The sequence below is a fragment of the Deltaproteobacteria bacterium genome (assembly GCA_016709225.1).
Taxonomy (GTDB): domain Bacteria; phylum Myxococcota_A; class Polyangia; order Nannocystales; family Nannocystaceae; genus Xiheibacterium; species Xiheibacterium phototrophicum.
In genome coordinates this window covers 994,302-1,010,336 of sequence record JADJEE010000012.1, presented here as the reverse complement: position 1 = coordinate 1,010,336, position 16,035 = coordinate 994,302, and the positions used below count along the sequence as shown (strand labels likewise).

The 16,035-nt window shown below is 69.8% G+C and carries 13 protein-coding genes; 6 read left to right on the top strand and 7 right to left on the bottom strand.

Going from position 1 to position 16,035, the window contains the following annotated elements; translation table 11 throughout:
- Positions 1 to 217: 217 nt before the first annotated feature.
- Positions 218 to 751, top strand: coding sequence for a single-stranded DNA-binding protein (locus IPH07_29165; protein MBK6921505.1), 534 nt, complete (start codon positions 218 to 220; stop codon positions 749 to 751).
- Here the strand turns inward: IPH07_29165 and IPH07_29160 are convergent.
- The 3 genes from IPH07_29160 to IPH07_29150 are packed head-to-tail and all read right to left on the bottom strand — an operon-like array spanning position 748 to position 4,053.
- A complete protein-coding gene (locus IPH07_29160; GenBank protein ID MBK6921504.1) occupies positions 748 to 2,154 on the bottom strand; it encodes an FAD-binding oxidoreductase in 1,407 nt (468 codons plus the stop codon). The two genes, IPH07_29165 and IPH07_29160, sit on opposite strands and share 4 nt — an antisense overlap.
- Positions 2,155 to 2,182: 28 nt before the next feature.
- Complete coding sequence (locus tag IPH07_29155; GenBank protein MBK6921503.1) at positions 2,183 to 2,872, bottom strand: hypothetical protein; 690 nt, start codon at positions 2,870 to 2,872, stop codon at positions 2,183 to 2,185.
- Positions 2,869 to 4,053 (bottom strand): hypothetical protein, encoded by a 1,185-nt coding sequence (locus IPH07_29150; protein ID MBK6921502.1) that lies wholly within the window; start codon positions 4,051 to 4,053, stop codon positions 2,869 to 2,871. Before IPH07_29150 ends, IPH07_29155 begins: the two co-directional genes overlap by 4 nt.
- 509 nt (positions 4,054 to 4,562) lie before the next feature.
- Here IPH07_29150 and IPH07_29145 point away from each other — a divergent pair.
- Both IPH07_29145 and IPH07_29140 read left to right on the top strand, forming a co-directional pair.
- Positions 4,563 to 5,687: a hypothetical protein gene (locus IPH07_29145; GenBank protein ID MBK6921501.1), complete on the top strand. Its 1,125-nt coding sequence runs from the start codon at positions 4,563 to 4,565 to the stop codon at positions 5,685 to 5,687.
- 141 nt (positions 5,688 to 5,828) lie between these two features.
- Positions 5,829 to 6,359: a hypothetical protein gene (locus IPH07_29140; protein ID MBK6921500.1), complete on the top strand. Its 531-nt coding sequence runs from the start codon at positions 5,829 to 5,831 to the stop codon at positions 6,357 to 6,359.
- 55 nt (positions 6,360 to 6,414) lie between these two features.
- Here IPH07_29140 and IPH07_29135 read toward each other — a convergent pair whose 3' ends face one another.
- Genes IPH07_29135 through IPH07_29120 form a run of 4 tightly spaced genes read right to left on the bottom strand, consistent with a single transcriptional unit; the run spans position 6,415 to position 11,107 of the window.
- The gene (locus IPH07_29135) at positions 6,415 to 7,935 is read right to left on the bottom strand and encodes a hypothetical protein (GenBank protein MBK6921499.1); all 1,521 of its coding nucleotides are present in this window, start codon (positions 7,933 to 7,935) and stop codon (positions 6,415 to 6,417) included.
- Between the two features lie 6 nt (positions 7,936 to 7,941).
- Positions 7,942 to 8,937 (bottom strand): RluA family pseudouridine synthase, encoded by a 996-nt coding sequence (locus IPH07_29130; protein MBK6921498.1) that lies wholly within the window; start codon positions 8,935 to 8,937, stop codon positions 7,942 to 7,944.
- A gap of 2 nt (positions 8,938 to 8,939) precedes the next feature.
- Positions 8,940 to 9,833, bottom strand: a complete 894-nt coding sequence (locus tag IPH07_29125) for an Hsp33 family molecular chaperone HslO (GenBank protein MBK6921497.1) — start codon at positions 9,831 to 9,833, stop codon at positions 8,940 to 8,942.
- A 41-nt stretch (positions 9,834 to 9,874) separates the two neighbouring features.
- Positions 9,875 to 11,107: a trypsin-like peptidase domain-containing protein gene (locus tag IPH07_29120; GenBank protein MBK6921496.1), complete on the bottom strand. Its 1,233-nt coding sequence runs from the start codon at positions 11,105 to 11,107 to the stop codon at positions 9,875 to 9,877.
- A gap of 170 nt (positions 11,108 to 11,277) precedes the next feature.
- On the opposite strand from IPH07_29120, the gene IPH07_29115 reads away from it, so the two are divergent.
- The 3 genes from IPH07_29115 to IPH07_29105 all read left to right on the top strand — a co-directional run bounded on the left by IPH07_29115 (position 11,278) and on the right by IPH07_29105 (position 15,993).
- On the top strand, positions 11,278 to 13,476 hold the full coding sequence (locus IPH07_29115; protein ID MBK6921495.1) for a serine/threonine protein kinase: 2,199 nt from the start codon (positions 11,278 to 11,280) through the stop codon (positions 13,474 to 13,476).
- A gap of 91 nt (positions 13,477 to 13,567) precedes the next feature.
- Positions 13,568 to 15,046 (top strand): PQQ-dependent sugar dehydrogenase, encoded by a 1,479-nt coding sequence (locus tag IPH07_29110; GenBank protein MBK6921494.1) that lies wholly within the window; start codon positions 13,568 to 13,570, stop codon positions 15,044 to 15,046.
- A gap of 134 nt (positions 15,047 to 15,180) precedes the next feature.
- Positions 15,181 to 15,993, top strand: coding sequence for a hypothetical protein (locus IPH07_29105; GenBank protein ID MBK6921493.1), 813 nt, complete (start codon positions 15,181 to 15,183; stop codon positions 15,991 to 15,993).
- Positions 15,994 to 16,035: the final 42 nt, after the last annotated feature.

The window sequence follows — 16,035 nt, the reverse complement described above, 5'->3', positions numbered from 1 at the left end:
AGGCCCGCCGGTCCGGTGGGCCCGCAGTGCGGCCGCAATTGCGCGGCTGCGCACGACCTGCAAACAAGGCTCCGAGGCGGTCGAGAACCACCTCGCGTCGCGCTACCTTCGGGCCGCGCCACCGACATCCGGACGGCGAATGTCCCCGCGTCGAGGACGACACGGACGCCGACTCCGGGGCTTCGCTCGAGCGCGACGAGAAGGATCGAGAAGCGAAATGGCGAGCGTCAACAAGGTCATCATCCTCGGCAACCTCGGGCGCGACCCCGAGATCCGCTACACGCAGGGCGGCACTGCGGTCTGTCAGCTCAACGTCGCGACGACGCGGACGTACACCAACAAGTCGAACGACCGCGTCGAGGAGACCGAGTGGCACCGCGTGGTCGTGTGGGGCAAGCAGGCCGAGTCCTGCGGCAACTACCTCTCGAAGGGCCGCCAGGTCTACATCGAAGGTCGACTGCAGACCCGCAACTACGACGACAAGGACGGCAACAAGAAGTACATCACCGAGATCGTCGCCGACGTCGTGCAGTTCCTCGGCGGCCGTGGTGAAGGCGGCGGTGCCGGAGGCGGCGGCGGCGGTGGTGGCGGTGGTGGTGGTGGTGGTGGCGAGCGTCGCGGCGGCGGCGGTGGTGGTCGCGGAGGCGGCGGCGGAGGCGGAGGCGGCGGTGGCGATCACGGCGCCCCACCGGACGACTTCGGCGACAACTATCCGGCCAGCGATCCGGGCGACGACGACATCCCGTTCTAGGCGGTGGCTCGCGGAGGCAGCAGCATCGAGCCCAACAGTCCGTGGGGATCGAGCTGCTGCCGGCGCGCCTGCCACGTCTCGAACTGCGGACCGAAGTGACGGCGCCACGCGGTCTCGTCGGGCTCGAACAGCCAGCCCGAGAGATAACGCTTGCCGCCGCGCTCGACGAGGCGGTCGTGGAGGCCGCGCAGGGCCGCGAGCACCGGCGGAAGAAACGGCGGTGCGATGCCCATCGGCAGCATCGCCAGGCCGAAGCACGGTGACGGCGAAGGCTGCATCACGAACGGCGGTCGATCCACGTCGGCGAACGGCATGATGCGATGGCCGTCGCCGAGCAGGAGCGGGAGCTGGGGGACCAGCGTCGGAAGCAGCTCCATCGCCGCGTCGCGGGCGACCATGCACTCGAACCACGGGTGCGGTTGTTGCCACGCTCCGGTGGCTCGCATGACCTCGAAGCGAATGTCGTAGCGGGCGGCGAACTCGAGCGAGTCGGTCTCCTCGACGTGGACCTGCTCGCGGTGGTGCAGACCATCGAGTAGCGCGTCACCGCACTCGTCGTCGGGCTCTCGCTCGAGCGAGAGATGCATGCCGCCGAACCACCGCGCGAATGGTGAGCGGCGCCCCCCGGGGCCGCGGCGCACGCCTTGGACTGCCGCCGATGCGAAGCCCTCGAGGTGAACGCAGGCGGAGTTGCCCATGAGCGTCAGCTCGTCGGCCATCATGGTCGCGAGATCGTCGTACAGCAGGCTGTAGGTGCGCGTGACCGGCAGCATCGGTCGTAGCGCCAGCGTGGCCTCGCAGATGAGGCCGAACAGGCCCAGACCACCGAGCACCGCGTCGTAGACCTCACGGTGCTCGGTGCGACTCGCTCGAATCCGCTGCCCCGCGCCGGTCACGACCTCGAGCTCGTCGACCCACGACACCGCCATGCCGTGGTGGTGACTCGTACTGCCGATGCCACCCGCGCTCAGGGTGCCGCCGATGCTGATGTCGAGGTTGAACGGCATCACCTTCGGCGCGAGGCCATGTGCGGCGGCGGCGGCCAGCAGGGCCCGCCACGGCACCGCTGCGCCGCAGCGTGCCTGCCGGCGCTCGGGATCGATGTCGAGGGTGTCGAACCCCCGGAGGTCGACGCTCACGCCGTCGCGAGGGATCGACTGCCCACTCTGGCTGTAGCCGAGCGTGCGGGGCGTGAGCGGCAGTCGCTCGGCAATCGCGAACTCGAGCAACCCGCACAGCGCGTCGGCGTGCCTGGGCTTCGCGACCGCGCGCGCGCGTCCGCCGGTGATTCCGCCGAAGTCACGGCCCGCGGCATCGATCGCGGCGTGCTCCGAGCTGACGTCGATGCCGTCGAGTGCCCGCAGGCGTTCGACGAGCGCAGAAGTGGATGAGTCGTCGCCCATGCGGTCCCCCAAGTCGTGGTCTGCGGCCTCACGCGGGCCCGAGGCCGCCGTCGTCGAGGTGCTGCAACAGGTGGGTCGCAAGCCGATCGAACAGCGCGAAGCAGCGCGCCGTGGCCGCGAGCGCGGCCTGGTAGGCGGCCTCGTCGAGCTCCACGGCGTTGATGGCCGCTGAGCCCTCGGCCGTGAAGATGTCGTGATCGGCCTCGACCTGCTGGTGCGAGCGCGAGAAGTAGCGCAGCGGGCCGTCGTATCCCGAGCGCGCGATGAGGTCGTTCACGCGGAAGAAGAACGTCGAGCCCACCGCCTCGAGCACCAGCGGCAACGCGAGTCGTACGTGATCGTCGTGCGCATGCATGACCTCGGCCACCAACGCGTACGAGATGTCTCGCGTGGGCTCGTGGGCGGGGCCGAAGACCCAGCCGACATCGCGCGACGATCCCAGGGTCGCGGCGTCTTCGACGAACCAGTGTTGGTGGCCGGCATCCTCCTCGCGGTGGCGTCCGGCGATCTCGCGCAGGCGAGGCTCCGTGATCAGCTCGTGGGAGAGCCGCAGCATGTCCTGGAACGCGAAGACGTAGAAGTACAGGTGCGGCATGAACCGCCGCAGATCCTCGATGTCTCGCGACCCTTCCAGGCGGCGCAGGAACGCGTGCTTCGACAGGAGGTCACGGTGCTCGGCGATCGCCACACTCACGTCTGCGAGCGTATGGGTGCTCATGGGTGCTCGATCTCTCGGCTGGATGTGGGGGTGACCCGCGTGTCGCGTGCGCGCGATGGCTGCACCGAGTAGCTCTCGGGTACCAGATAGACCGTGACAGCGTTGCCGTCGGCGGTGCCCTTGATCGATGCGTAGCTCTGGATGCCGACGCCCGCATCCAGCGGCCGCATCGCGAATGCCGGCAAGGCGCGCGCATAGCCGGCGCTGTCGATGCCTTGTTGCTGCAGATAGCCGAGGATGCGCTCGTACGCGACCAGGTCGTCCGGGGCGTAGGCCCGGATCGGCACGTGCAGCGTCGACGCACACCCCCGCGCTTGGGAGGTCCACGCGTAGCACGTGATGATCGGCAGCGCGTCATACCTTCCGGCGCGCTGTGTCATCAGCTCGCAGAACTCGCGCGCCTCGTCCTTTCGATAGCCACGGCACTGCGAGAGCGCGGTCTCGAGTTCGTTGCCGGAGATCGCGTGGTGACGGACGTACACCTTCACCCGCGCGCCCGGGTCGGCGGTGAGATCGAGGCCGACGTACTTGAGTTCGTCGGCCTCGCCGCGGGCCAGCGCCGGCGCCAGCTCGTCCCATGCGTCGGCGAAGCCGAGCCGCTGCAGCGCCTCGCGGACGACCATCGGCGCACGGTCGCGGCCGCGGGCCTGCGGGTTCAGATAGACCTTCACGTTCACCGGCCGGCCGTGCTCGAAACCCACCGCATGCCAGCGAGCGAACTGGTCTGCATGCTCGCCGCCGAACAGCTCTGCGATCGAGGTGAGACCCGTGAGCGGGACGCCGTAGCGCGCGGCGAGCAGCTCGGTGGTGGCCTCCGCGCTGCGTTGCCGCTCCCCGAGCGCGCCCGTGGGCGCTCCGGTCTCGACCAACACCCGCAGGGAGCAAGACCGACGCGTCATCGCGACCGAGAACTCGAACGGGCCGTGGTCATCGCAGATGTCGGAGGGCCACGCGGGCGGGAGGTCGAGACCTCGGCCCGCATGGGCGCCGAGCATGGCCATGAGGACGTCGGTGAGTTCCTGGGCCTGGGCGCCGAGGCCGAATCCTGCCGTGAGCGCAGCGACCTTGACGCAGGCCTGCGATCCCAAGGACGGCGCCGGGCTCGGGGCGTACCCGAATGGTCCTGACTGCGTTAGCAATGTTCGATCCCCGAGCAGTGTGCTACCGAACTCACAACTCAATCGAGGTTAGATCGTGGGCCACGGGCACGCAAGGAACGCTGTACGATGGCCAAATGGACAGTGATCGCATGGGCTTGCGAGGCTGCCAGGGGTGGCCGAATGGACAGTGGCCTACGTTTTGTTGGTCTTTGTTCGGGCGGATCACGCGCGTTTGGTAGCGCGTGTCGGCCGCGTCTCGGCACCAGAAGCGGACAACGCGTTCGAACTCACAATCGATGATCAATGAGATCAAGCACATTGGCGACTTGGCCGCCGGGGGTTGTCCCTACGCGGGACTCCCGCGCTTGCGTCCCCTTTACGGTCCGCTCAAGACTTTCACATAATCTAGCTTGCATTTTTTCGACTGGATAAAATCGCGCCCGGGGCCACAGCATTTGCAGACCGTCCGCTTCATCCCCCGAGGCCACTTCAGCAGAGGAACCGCCGTGGTCGAGCCGTTCCCGTCGCCGCATCAACCGCTGTCGCGGGCCCCCAAGGGGCGCCCGTTGGCTGGATAGGAGTCCCACGCCGTGACGCTTCCCACCCGCTACAACCTCGTCCTCGCGCTGTTGACCTCGAGCTTCGCCGTTGGCTGTGCGGCCGACGATGGCACCGGATCCGACGCCATGGAGTTCCGCCACGGCGGCCACGGCCACGGCGGCCACGGCCACGGCGGGCACGGCCACGGTGGTGGTCACGGCGGTGGTCACGGTGGTGGCCACGACTGTGACGACGACGACGACGACGACGACTTCCCCGGCGCCACGCAGATCGATGCTGCGGCCGGTTTCTCGTGCGACTTCGGCATCGCGCCGGGCACCAATCCTGCCCTCATTGCGCCGACCATCGAGCGCGATCGCATGTACATGGCCGATCAGCCGGGGATGCTCTACGGCAAGCACTTGCCGCTCAGCATCAACCCCGAGACCGGCGACATGGCGAGCGGCGGCCGCTACCTGTTCGAGACCAAGCAGCAAGCGCACGCGTATCGCGAGTGGGTCACGCAGGACTACGTGCTCGACGGCGTGCAGTTCCTCGCGCGGCCCGAGGTGGTCGCGCCCGAATGCCACGAGTGGACCAACATCGGCGCGTTCGAGCTGGGCGACATCTCGGTCGACCACGTCGTGATGCGGACCGAGCGGTGGTCGGTGCCGGGCAACGGCAACAAGAAGGCGATGCTCGAGGCCATGCTGCCGGAGCTGGTCCAGGGCGCGCAGGCGATGGGGCTCACTGGCGTCTGGATGCTCTACAACAAGAGCGAGCGGCTGGTGGAGATCGTCTACATCGGCGGTCGCGTGGCCCCGCCCGCGCCCGGCGAGCTCGACTTCAACAGCTTCTTTGCGCTCGCGTTCGCGCCGACCCTCGGCGGCGATTTCGATGCGCTGGGCTGGACCCGAGTCCTCGATCGCACGCACTTCGTGCTCTCGATCTGGTTCCCGTTCGAGCTCGGCGACGTTGGCGAGCCGTCGTTGTGGCCGAACTCGCCGCCGCTGCCCGAGCCGTTCTGCGGTGACGGCGTGTGTTCGGTGAGTCGCGGCGAGGCCAACGACACTTGCGCAGCCGATTGCACGCCGACCTGCGGCGATGCGGTGTGTGACGCCGACGAGGGCACCTCCGCGTGTCCGGGTGACTGCCGCATTCGACCGGCGTTCTGACGGCCGATCGGACACCTGACGGGGCGCCGTTGAGTTTGGCCAACCGGCCGTCTATGATGCCGGTTCGGTAAGCTCGAACGCCTCCGGCGCCGCTCGAAAACCGGGCGAGCGCCGAACCCGACGCCCTCGCGAGGTCCCCCCATGGAATTCGTCTCCCCCGATCCGAACGCGTCCGTGCGCGCGCTCAACGTGCGCGCCACGCTCGATGCCTTCCAGCTGCGTCCGTCGCTCGGTCAGCGCCTCATCGAGCGGCACCAGCTGCACCTCGATGACCTCCGGCCGGAGAACTTCATCCCGATTCAGCGTTGGCTGGATGCGTTGAAGGAGATCCAGCAGGAGATCGGCACCAACCTCCTGCACCGGGTGGGCATCGCGACCATCGAGAACGCCGACATGCCGCCGTTCATCGACAGCATCGATGTCTGCTTCGGGGCGATGGACGAGATCTACTACGCGAACCACCGTGGCGACGTCGGGCACTACCGCTGTTCGCGGAGTCCCGACGGCTCCTGGGAGATTCGCTGCGAGACGCCGTACCCCCGCCACTTCGAGCACGGCATCGTGGTCGGCGCGACGCGGAAGTTCGCGTTCGGCAAGAACTACCACGTCGAGTACGTCGAGGGCCCACCGGGCGGCGACCTCACCTGCACGTTGCTGGTGCGCCCGGTCTGACCCGCGCAGCGACGCCAAGCGTTCACCCACGACCAAGGCGCTTCTGGCTTGGTCGTCACGTTCGCGCGCGTCGCCGCCGGACCACGGCGGCGATGGGCAGGCACCACGACCACCCACCGCGAGGTTCGATGCCGGTGCCCGTGCGGCAGCTGCAGCCGGAGCCATCGCCGTCCTGCGCCGGTGCGCCGGTGCTTTCGCTCGCGAGGCCGGTGCCGTCCGCCGCGGCGGTGGTGCCGTCGCCCGGCGTGTCGCCGGTCGTGGTGGCCGTGCTGCCATCGCCCGGTGCGCCGCTGCTCGAGCCCGGCTCCGGCGCGCCCGTGCTGCTCGAGCCGCCGCTCTCCGAGCCGCCGCCCGTGGTATCGCTCGCGCCCTGCTCGAGCGCCGCATCGAGCACGACCCAGATGCCCGCGAGTACCTCGTCGCCGACCGGCGCGATCTGATCGGGCGCGGGCGCGAAGCCCTCGGCGTCGTTGTTGAAGTCGGGTCGCAGCTCGAAGGTGTAGGCCATCAGGCCGGCGTCGCCGTAGGTCCAGTCGATCGCGTTGCCGGCTGCCGGGTACAGCTCCACGCCCTGCAGCGCGATGTACTGCGCGGCGCCGGACATCGCCGTGACGATTGCATCGGCGGTGGCGGACAGCTCGTCGTCGTCGGGCGCGGCGTTGAAGACGTCGCCCCACGGGTACAGAACCAGCTGACCGAAGCTGTGCAGATCGACGTGGGAGACCAGCTCGGGCTGCTCGCTGATCCAGTTGCTCAGGCCCAGGGTCTCGGGTTCGGAGAAGGCCGCCGCGCCGCGGTAGTTCTCGTCCGAGGGATTGCCGCTGGCGCCCTCGCCACCCCAGCCGTGGGCCCAGTTGCGGTTGGTGTCGACGCCCACGCCGTCGCGCCGGTTCTTCCGCCAGAAGCGCTCGTCGGTCCATGTGTAGAGATAGCCGTCGGGGTTCACGACCGGCACGATCACGAGCTGACCGGCGCCGAGCGCCGCGGCGTATTCGGGGTCGTCGGCGTGGGACACGAAGGTGTCGGCGAGCCACAGCGCGGAGCTCACGCTGATCCACTCGCGTGCGTGTTGTCCCGCCGTCACCAGCAGCGTGGGGCGGTCGTCGGAGCCGGCCGCCGTGATGCGCAGGGCGCGAACGCTGCGTCCCTCGATCGAGGTCGCGACCTGCTCGATGCTGACCAGCTCGGGATGCGCGGCAGCGAGCGCGTCGATCCACGCGTCGATCTCGTCGAGCGTGCGGAAGTCGGCGAAGAAATCACCGCCTTCGGCGACGTCGGGTCGCGCGGCGAGCCGGTCGGATTCGTCGTCGACGCGCTGGCCGAGGTCGTGATCGAGCACCTTCAGCGGCCATCGGTCGGCCCACACCGCCGCGCGTCGCGACGGTGGCACGCGCACCGTCAGCCAGCCCGGTCGCGGGTGATCGGTCCACGGGTCGACGCCGGTGGCGAGCAGGCGCGCGAGCGCGTCATCGTCGGCGACGAAGACCTGCACGAGCTCGTGATCGCGGTACGCGTCACCTCCGCTGGGTGCGAGGCCACGACCGAGCGCCACCACCAACCACCACGCTGCGAGCATCGTCCGTCACGGTAACAGATCGCGCGCGGGTGGGTCGTCGACGCTGCAGGCCCACGCGGGGGTCTGGGCGAACAGGTGAATCCGCGGGCGCGCCGGCATATCGGCACTGGACGCGAGGGGGTGTTCGAACTGCAGCTCGCGCGCCAACAGATGCAGCGCTCCGCCGTGGCGGTCGCTGCCGTCGGCGTCGTCGCGCTCACCCTCGCCGTCGTTCGCGTGGGCGCCACCGTAGCGACGATCACCCACCACGGGGTGACCGAGGGCCGCCGCATGCACGCGGATCTGGTGGTGCCGTCCGGTCTCCAGCACCGCCTCGAGGAGCGTCGTGCCGGCGATCGGGTTGCGCGCGCGCAGGCGGCGGAAGTGGGTCACGGCGGCGCGCGCGTGGGGGTTGCCGGGCGCGGCCTTGCTGTTGCCGCTGTGCAGCTCGAGCAGCGGCAGGTCGCAGTCGAACTGTTCGCCGGGTGATGCCGCGGGCTCGCCGTGCACGAGCACGCGGTAGCGCCGATCGATTGCGTGGTTGGCGAACAAGTGGTGCAGGCTCGCGTTCGCGACCGAGCGGGTGGTGAAGAGCACCAGGCCGGCGGCGCCGCGATCGAGCCGGTGCACCACGCCGACGTAGGGACGCACCACGCCATCGGCCTCGAGTCGGCGTCGCAGCGCCTCGGCCAAGGTTCCGCGCGAGCTCTCGCGGGTCGACGCAACCGGCACACCGGCGGGCTTGTCGAGCACCACGAAGAGGTCCTCGCGATGCACGAAGCGCAGCTCGGCGATGTCGAGCTCCTCGGCCTCGGCGGCCTCCGGGTAGACGGTGATGCGCTCACCGGCGGCGACGCGCGCCGTCGGCACGCGCACCCGTAGGTGGCCCATGTAGACCGCGCCAGCGCGGATCAACGCCTTGGCGGCCTCGAGCGGCGTGCCGCGCATGCGACGCGCGACGAGGTGGCCGAGCATCATGCCCTCCTCCTGCGGCACCACACGGAAGCGAAGCGGCCGAGCCATGATCAGGATCGCTGCTCACGCACGCGCTGGGCGATCGCACGCAGCGCCTCGGCGTCGACGTGATAGCTGCTGCCGCAGTAGCTGCAGCGCACCTCGGTCTCACCCGGCTCGCGCGCCAGCTCGTCGAGGTCCTCGGCGCCGAGTGTCGACAACACGGCGGCGGCGCGCTCGGGACCGCACGAGCAGCGGAACCGCAGCTCGGCGTCACCCATGGCCTCGAATTCCTCACCGCCGAGGGCGAAGCCCATCAGCGCATGGGGGTCGCGATCGTGCTGCAGGAGGCTCGCGAGCTCGGTGCCGTGGAGACGCTCGCGGACCGGCTCGATCACCGCAGTGGGCGCGCCGGGGAAGCTCTGACAGAGCACCCCGCCGGCGCGGGCGATCTCGCCGTGGGCGTCGAGCACGACCTCGCACGCGAGCACCGACGGCAGCTGCTCGCTGCTCTGCAGGTAGCGCTCGAGATCGCGATCGAGCTCGCCTTCGTCGATCTCGACCACGCCCTGGTATTGGTTCTCGAGTCCGATGTCGCGGGTCACGACTACCCGCCCTTCGTGCCCGATCCACGGGCCCAGCTCGACGCGCACCGCGGCGGTCGGCGGCGTGATGGTGCTGGCGAGGCGTCGGCTCAGGCACCCGCGCACGTCGCCGTTGCCGAACGCATCGATGAGCAGGCGCCCGAGCGGACCGCTTCCCTCGACGGCGATGCGCACGCGCTCACGGTCTTGTTTGGTGAGCGTGGCGAGCAGGCAGCCGGCGAGTAGCCCCCGGCCGAGCACGACGGCCTCGACCCCGCGCAGTCCGTGTCGCTGGCAGCCGTCGCGCACGGCGTCGGTCGCGATCGCGCTCACGACCCGCACGGTGTGCTCGGCGTTGATGCCCCGCAGCAGGCGATCCACGCCGAACATTCTAGCAGGACAACGGGACGCGCAGGCGCACGTCAGCGGGTCGCCAGCTTCATGAGCGTGACCTCGACGGTCTCGACCTTGTTCTCGGGCAGGCGCTGCACCGAGACCTTGACCACGTCGCCCTCGGCGCGCTCCTCGAGCGCGCCGTAGAGGTCGTCGAAGCTCTTGATCCGCTTGTCGTCGATGCCGACGATGACGTCGAGCGTGAGCCCCGCGGCGCCCTCGGTCGCGGGACGCAGGCCGGCCTTGGCGGCGGGCGATCCCGACGCGACCGTGCCGACCAGTACACCCTCGACGCCGAGCTTCCGCAGGATGCGTTCGTCCTCGATGTAGGTGATGCCGATGCCCACGCGCTCGGGCGCGCCGGTGGTGATGATCTGCGGCACCACGCGATCGATGGTGTTCACCGGCACCGCGAAGCCGATGCCCGCCGCGCTCCCGCTGGTGCTGAAGATCATCGTGTTCATGCCGATGAGCTGGCCGCGCGAGTCGAGCAGCGGGCCGCCGGAGTTGCCGGGGTTGATCGCGGCGTCGGTCTGGACCATGCCGCGGATCGTGACATCACCGATGCCCTTGACCTCGCGTCCGAGCGCCGAGATCACGCCCACGGTCAGCGTGTGATCGAGGCCGAAGGGGTTGCCGATCGCGATGGTCTTCTGACCGACCTCGAGCTTGTAGCCGTTGTCGGGGCGGCGAATCGGCACCAGCGTCTTGGTGTCGGCGGCGATCTTCAGCACGGCGATGTCGTGGAACGGATCGAAGCCGACCAGGGTCGCGTCGTAGCTCTTCTGGTCGTAGAGCGTCACCGAGAGGTTCTCGGCCTTGATGCGCTTCTGGCAGTCACGCAGCGCGACGTGGCAGTTGGTCACCACGTGGCCCTCGGCGTCCCACACGAAGCCGGTGCCGGCGCCGGCGGGGACCTCGAACTCCTTCATGGAGAAGCGATCGATGACGGTCTGCTTCTGGGTCACGAAGACGGTCGCGGGCGCCGCAGCCTGGAACACGCCGATGGTGTTGCGCTCGTCTTCGATGCGACCGTCGGGCGTCACGGTCGGGACCTCGGGTGTGGTGCCGGTCTTCGGATCGAGCTTGGGCTCGAGCGGGGTTTCCTTCGGCGGCGCCTCGACCACCTTGGGCGGCTCCGGGGCCTTGCTGGGCTCCGGTTGCGGCGCGGCGGCCGGTGTCGGGTTGGGCGGCTGGTCGTGCGCGGGCAGCAGATCGCAGGCGGCGACCACGAGTGCAATCAAGGCCGTCCGGCGCCACATCCGGCCTGCGAACGCGCGACGCGGCGCGGTGATCTGCGGCCGACGAAGGGCGCCGGCGCGCAGCGGTGAGCAACTCGAGTTTCGAGCGGCCATGTGCGCGGCGGAGCTTAGCAGGATGTCCGCGCGATTCAGCCCGGGGTCACGCCGTCCGTGCTATAGCTGGCCCAGCGATGGCGACCGCGAACCTGGCCCCGTGCCCGCACTGCGGCCAGCAGCACCCCGACGACGTGTTGCTGTGTCCCAACACCGAGCGGTTGGTTCCCCTCGAGGGCCGCGTGCTCGACAACAAGTTTCGCTTCGTGCGGCAGCTCGGCGAGGGCGGCATGGGCGCGGTGTGGAAGGCCGAGAACACGCTGGTCAAGCGCACCGTCGCCATCAAGCTGATGCACGTGCAGTTCTCGCGGGACGAGGGCGTGCTGGCCCGCTTCCGCAACGAGGCCACCGCCGCCGGCCGCATCGGCAGCAAGCACATCTGCGACATCCTCGATCTCGGTCGATCGCCACTCGGGCCGTACATCGTGATGGAGATGCTGAACGGCAGCGACTTCGCCGAGTTCATCGTCAAGCGCGGTGGGCGGGTCGAGCCGGGCGTGGTCGTGATGATCGTTCGGCAGGCGCTGATCGGGCTCGCGGCCGCACACCAGAAGGGCATCGTCCACCGCGATCTCAAGCCCGAGAACATCTTCCTGCACGAGCCAGAGCCGGGGCGGTTGTTGGTCAAGCTGATGGACTTCGGCATCTCGAAGTTCACCGAGGGCGAGAACGCCGGCAAGACCGGCATGGGCGTGCTGATGGGCACGCCCGAGTACATGTCGCCCGAGCAGACCGAGGGTGCCGCGCAGGTCGACGCGCGCACCGACATCTGGGCGATGGGCGTCATCCTCTACTGGGCGCTCGCGGGGCGGAATCCGTTCGTCGGGCAGACACTCGCGGCCACGTTGATGAACGTCGCCGCCAAGGAGCCCCCGCCGCTCGATCAACTCTCGCCCCACGTGCCCAGCGGCCTGGTCGAGATCGTCGGTCGGTGCATGCGCAAGAAGCCCGACGAGCGCTGGCCCAGCGCGCACGCGTTGTACGAGGTGCTCGCGCCCTACGAGAACGCGACCGGTGCCCCGTGGTTGCCGGCGAGCGCGACGGCCATCGGCGCGGGTGTCTCGGTGCCACCGCCCACACCCACGCCCGCACCGGGCGCGACGGTGGCCAGCACCGGCATGCCGCCCGGCATGATGCCGCCCGTCACGGGTGCGGGCGCGACCGCGTTCGCGTCGACGCCACCGCCGGGCATGGTCGCGCCACCGCCTTCGGCGATGGCCGCGAGCGCGCCGACCTTCGGCACCCCGGGGGGTCCGCAGGCGACGGGCCCGACGTGGTCGAACGAGCTCGGCGGCGCACCCCAATCGGCGCCGACCCTCGGTGGTCTCGGATCGTTCGACGGCGTGAACGACGATCGTCGTCCCGATCGCAACATCGGTGGTGGCAAGGGCGTGCTCGTCGCCGTGCTCGCGCTCGGTGTCGGTGGCCTCGCAGCGGGTGGCTGGTACGTGATGAAGAATCGCGGCCAGGGCAAGGACGTGGTCGTGGCCGCAGACGGTGGCAAGACCGCGGACGACGGCGGCAAGGCAGCGGACGATGGCGGCAAGGCAGCGGACGATGGCAAGGCCGCCGCGGACGATGGCAAGGCCGCGACGGACGACGGCAAGGCCGCGGACGACGGCAAGGCCGCGACGGACGACGGCAAGGCAGCGGACGACGGCAAGGCCGCGACGGACGACGGCAAGGCCGCGGACGACGGCAAGGCCGCGGACGACGGCAAAGCCGCGGACGACGGCAAAGCCGCGGACGACGGCAAGGCCGCGGACGACGGCAAGGCAGCGGACGACGGCGGCAAGGCCGACGACGGCGGCGGCACGGGTGGCGCAGCGGACGACGGCGGCAAGGCCTCGGGCGACGGCGGCGGCGAGACCGGTGGAGCCGCCAGCGGTGGCGGTGATGACGGTGGCAAGGGCGATGGCGGCCACGACACCGGAGGTGGCGGCACGCATCCGACCAGCAAGGGGCCGGACCTCAAGAAGGTCAAGCTCGCCGGCGGCAAGTACTTCACGAAGTCGTCGACCGGTGCAACGGTGTCCGAGGCGCAGGCGTCGGCGAAGTGCAAGGGCTTGGGCAAGTTCGGCAACCTGACCGGTTGGCGTCTGCCCAGCGGAGGCGAGATCACGAGCCTCAAGCCCGGCGGAGCTGCGTGGGTCAGCGGCGGCAAGGTGTGGAACGGCTCGGCGGTCGTGAAGGTGCTCGCACCCAAGATCGATCCGCGCCGCCCGGCCCCGCCGCCGACGGCCCGCGGGACCTTCTGCGTCACCGACAAGAAGTGACGTTGCCACCTGCGCCGTCGCAGACGACGGCCGCCAGGTTCGAGCAATCGGCTGCGGGCTGTTAGCATGGGCCGTCGCTTGGAGGCCTGACATGCATCACCGTGAATCGTTGCTCCCGCTCGCGTTGCTCTTTTGCGGTGCCTGCCCCGGTGGTGGCGGTGATGGCACGGGCGCCGACTCGAGTGGGAGCACCACCGCGACCGACGGCACTGCGACCCTGACGACCGCGGGTACCGAGCCGACCGCGTCGGCCACGATGACGGCGACGTCGATGACCACCGACGCGGACTCCAGCAGCGGCGGCACCACCGACGGCACCAGCACCACCGGTGAGCTGCCGTGCCCGTACACGCCGATCGATGGCATGCCCGAGCTCGCGCTGGTGCCCGTCGCCAGCGGCTTCGATCGCCCGGTGCTCGCGCTCGGTCACCCCACCGAGCCCGATCGTCTGTTCGTCGTCGAGCAGGGCGGCAACGTCCGCATCCTCGAGCCTGGCGCCACCACGGCCCCCGACGACGCCTTCCTCTCGATCGACGTCGTGTGCGGCAACAACCCCACGATCGGCTGCGAGGCGGGGTTGCTCGGCTTCGCTTTCCATCCGCAGTTCCCCACCGACCCGCGGGTCTACGTGGCCTACAGCGCGCCCGACGGAGACGGCGCGGCCGCACCCACGCGCGTGAGCGAGTTCATGCTCGCCGATGGCGACGCCGATCACGTCGATCCGACCAGCGAGCGCATCGTGATCGAGGCCGCCGAACCATTCGGCAACCACAACGGCGGCATGATCGCGTTCGGGCCCGACGGCAACCTCTACATCGGGCTCGGCGACGGCGGTGACGGTGGCGATACCCCGCAGACCGGTCGCGATCCGTCGGTGATCCTCGCCAAGATCCTGCGCATCGACGTCGAGCCCGACGGCACGCCGGACAATCCCGTCGCCTGCATCGACAACCCCGGCGCCGGGGTCTCGTGCGCCCAGCTGGGCCCGTTCGACTACACGATCCCGCCCGACAATCCGTTCGTCGACGATGGCAGCTTCGCGCCGGAGATCTTCGCGTGGGGTTTTCGCAACCCGTGGCGCTTCGCGTTCGATGCCGACAACGGCGACCTGTGGGTCGGCGACGTCGGCCAGGGCGCGTGGGAGGAGGTCGATCTCGTGGTCGGCGGCGGCGACTATGGTTGGAGCAGCATGGAGGGCTTCCACTGCTTCAACGGCCCCTGCGAGGAACTCACCGAGCCCAATGCCGTCAACGGCGACGGCATGACGATGCCGCTGCTGGAGTACGGCCACGGTCCGGCGTGCTCGATCACCGGCGGCGCGGTCTACCGCTCCTGCGAGGTGCCGGCGTGGAGCGGCCTCTACGTGTACGGCGACTACTGCACCGGCGAGCTGTCGGCCGCGGCGTGGGACGGGACCTCGGTCACCGACTTCGGCGCGGTGCTCTCGACCGGTGAGCGCATCCTCGGCAACGGCTGGAACGCGTACGGCGACGTGTTCATCACCACCGTCGATGCGCCGCCGAACGGGCCCATCAGCGACGGCCTCGTGTACCGACTCTCACCGCAGTGATGGTGAGGACGATCGCCCGCCGTGCGGGGATTTCGTCGCGACCGGTGCGCGGGCACGCGCCATGGGCGATTGCGAACCGGGATCGTGCCGCGATCGACAGTCGCGGGCGCGGTGAAGCTGGTAGCATCGCCGAGATGGTGCGTGTTCGAGGACTCCTGGTCGCGGTCACCCTCGGTGCCTGCACTGGAAATCCCGTCGAGAGCAACGGTGAGGCCGGCGGCAACGGTGGCGGCGACAGCAGTAGCGCGTCGACCGAGCCGGTGACCGGTGGCGGCATGTCGTCGACCGGTACGTCGCAGGGCACCAACGGCGGCAGCAGCTCGTCGACGACCAGCGATGCCAGCGCGGGGCCGAGCGGCGACCCCACCTCCGCGAGTGCCGAGGGCAGCAGTGGTGATCCGGGCAGCAGCAGCACGCCGATCGACACCGTCACGCTCACCGGCTTGAGCGAGACCGATGCGGGCAGCGCCAGCGATGCCAGCACCGGCAGCGGTGGTCAGGACACCGGCGGCTGCGTCGATCCCGACGAGCCCAACGACGATGCTGACGCCGCCGTCGATCTCGGCAGCGTCGACTGCCACGACGCGCCGTCGACCCTCGACGCCGCGCTCGACACCAACACCGGCAACGACTGGTACCGCTATACCGGCGAGTGGACCTGCAACGACTTCGAAGACGGGCTCGCGACCGTCACCGTGGTCGCAGGTAGCCCGGCGCGGGTGTGCCTCTACCCCGATTGCGTCGCGACCAACAGCACCTACTATGCGTGCCCGGTCGGTGACAATCTCGGCGACGGCATCTGCTGCACCGCCGCCGGTGACGACACCGTGCAGCAGTACGTGAACTGCCCGGGGTCCGACGAGAGCGCCTACATCTGGGTCTACGTCGAGCTCTCGGATCAGAGCTGCGAGGCGTACACGCTCGACTACGGGTACGGCCCGACGTAGAGCCCTGATCGCCGCCGGTCTGCTGCTCGTGTCCCGAGGGCG

Coding starts and splice junctions, on each gene's coding strand:
- IPH07_29165 (MBK6921505.1), top strand. CDS start 218: ATGGCGAGCGTCAACAAGGTCATCATCCTCGGCAACCTCGGGCGCGAC.
- IPH07_29160 (MBK6921504.1), bottom strand. CDS start 2,154: ATGGGCGACGACTCATCCACTTCTGCGCTCGTCGAACGCCTGCGGGCA.
- IPH07_29155 (MBK6921503.1), bottom strand. CDS start 2,872: ATGAGCACCCATACGCTCGCAGACGTGAGTGTGGCGATCGCCGAGCAC.
- IPH07_29140 (MBK6921500.1), top strand. CDS start 5,829: ATGGAATTCGTCTCCCCCGATCCGAACGCGTCCGTGCGCGCGCTCAAC.
- IPH07_29135 (MBK6921499.1), bottom strand. CDS start 7,935: ATGCTCGCAGCGTGGTGGTTGGTGGTGGCGCTCGGTCGTGGCCTCGCA.
- IPH07_29130 (MBK6921498.1), bottom strand. CDS start 8,937: ATGGCTCGGCCGCTTCGCTTCCGTGTGGTGCCGCAGGAGGAGGGCATG.
- IPH07_29120 (MBK6921496.1), bottom strand. CDS start 11,107: ATGTGGCGCCGGACGGCCTTGATTGCACTCGTGGTCGCCGCCTGCGAT.
- IPH07_29115 (MBK6921495.1), top strand. CDS start 11,278: ATGGCGACCGCGAACCTGGCCCCGTGCCCGCACTGCGGCCAGCAGCAC.
- IPH07_29110 (MBK6921494.1), top strand. CDS start 13,568: ATGCATCACCGTGAATCGTTGCTCCCGCTCGCGTTGCTCTTTTGCGGT.
- IPH07_29105 (MBK6921493.1), top strand. CDS start 15,181: ATGGTGCGTGTTCGAGGACTCCTGGTCGCGGTCACCCTCGGTGCCTGC.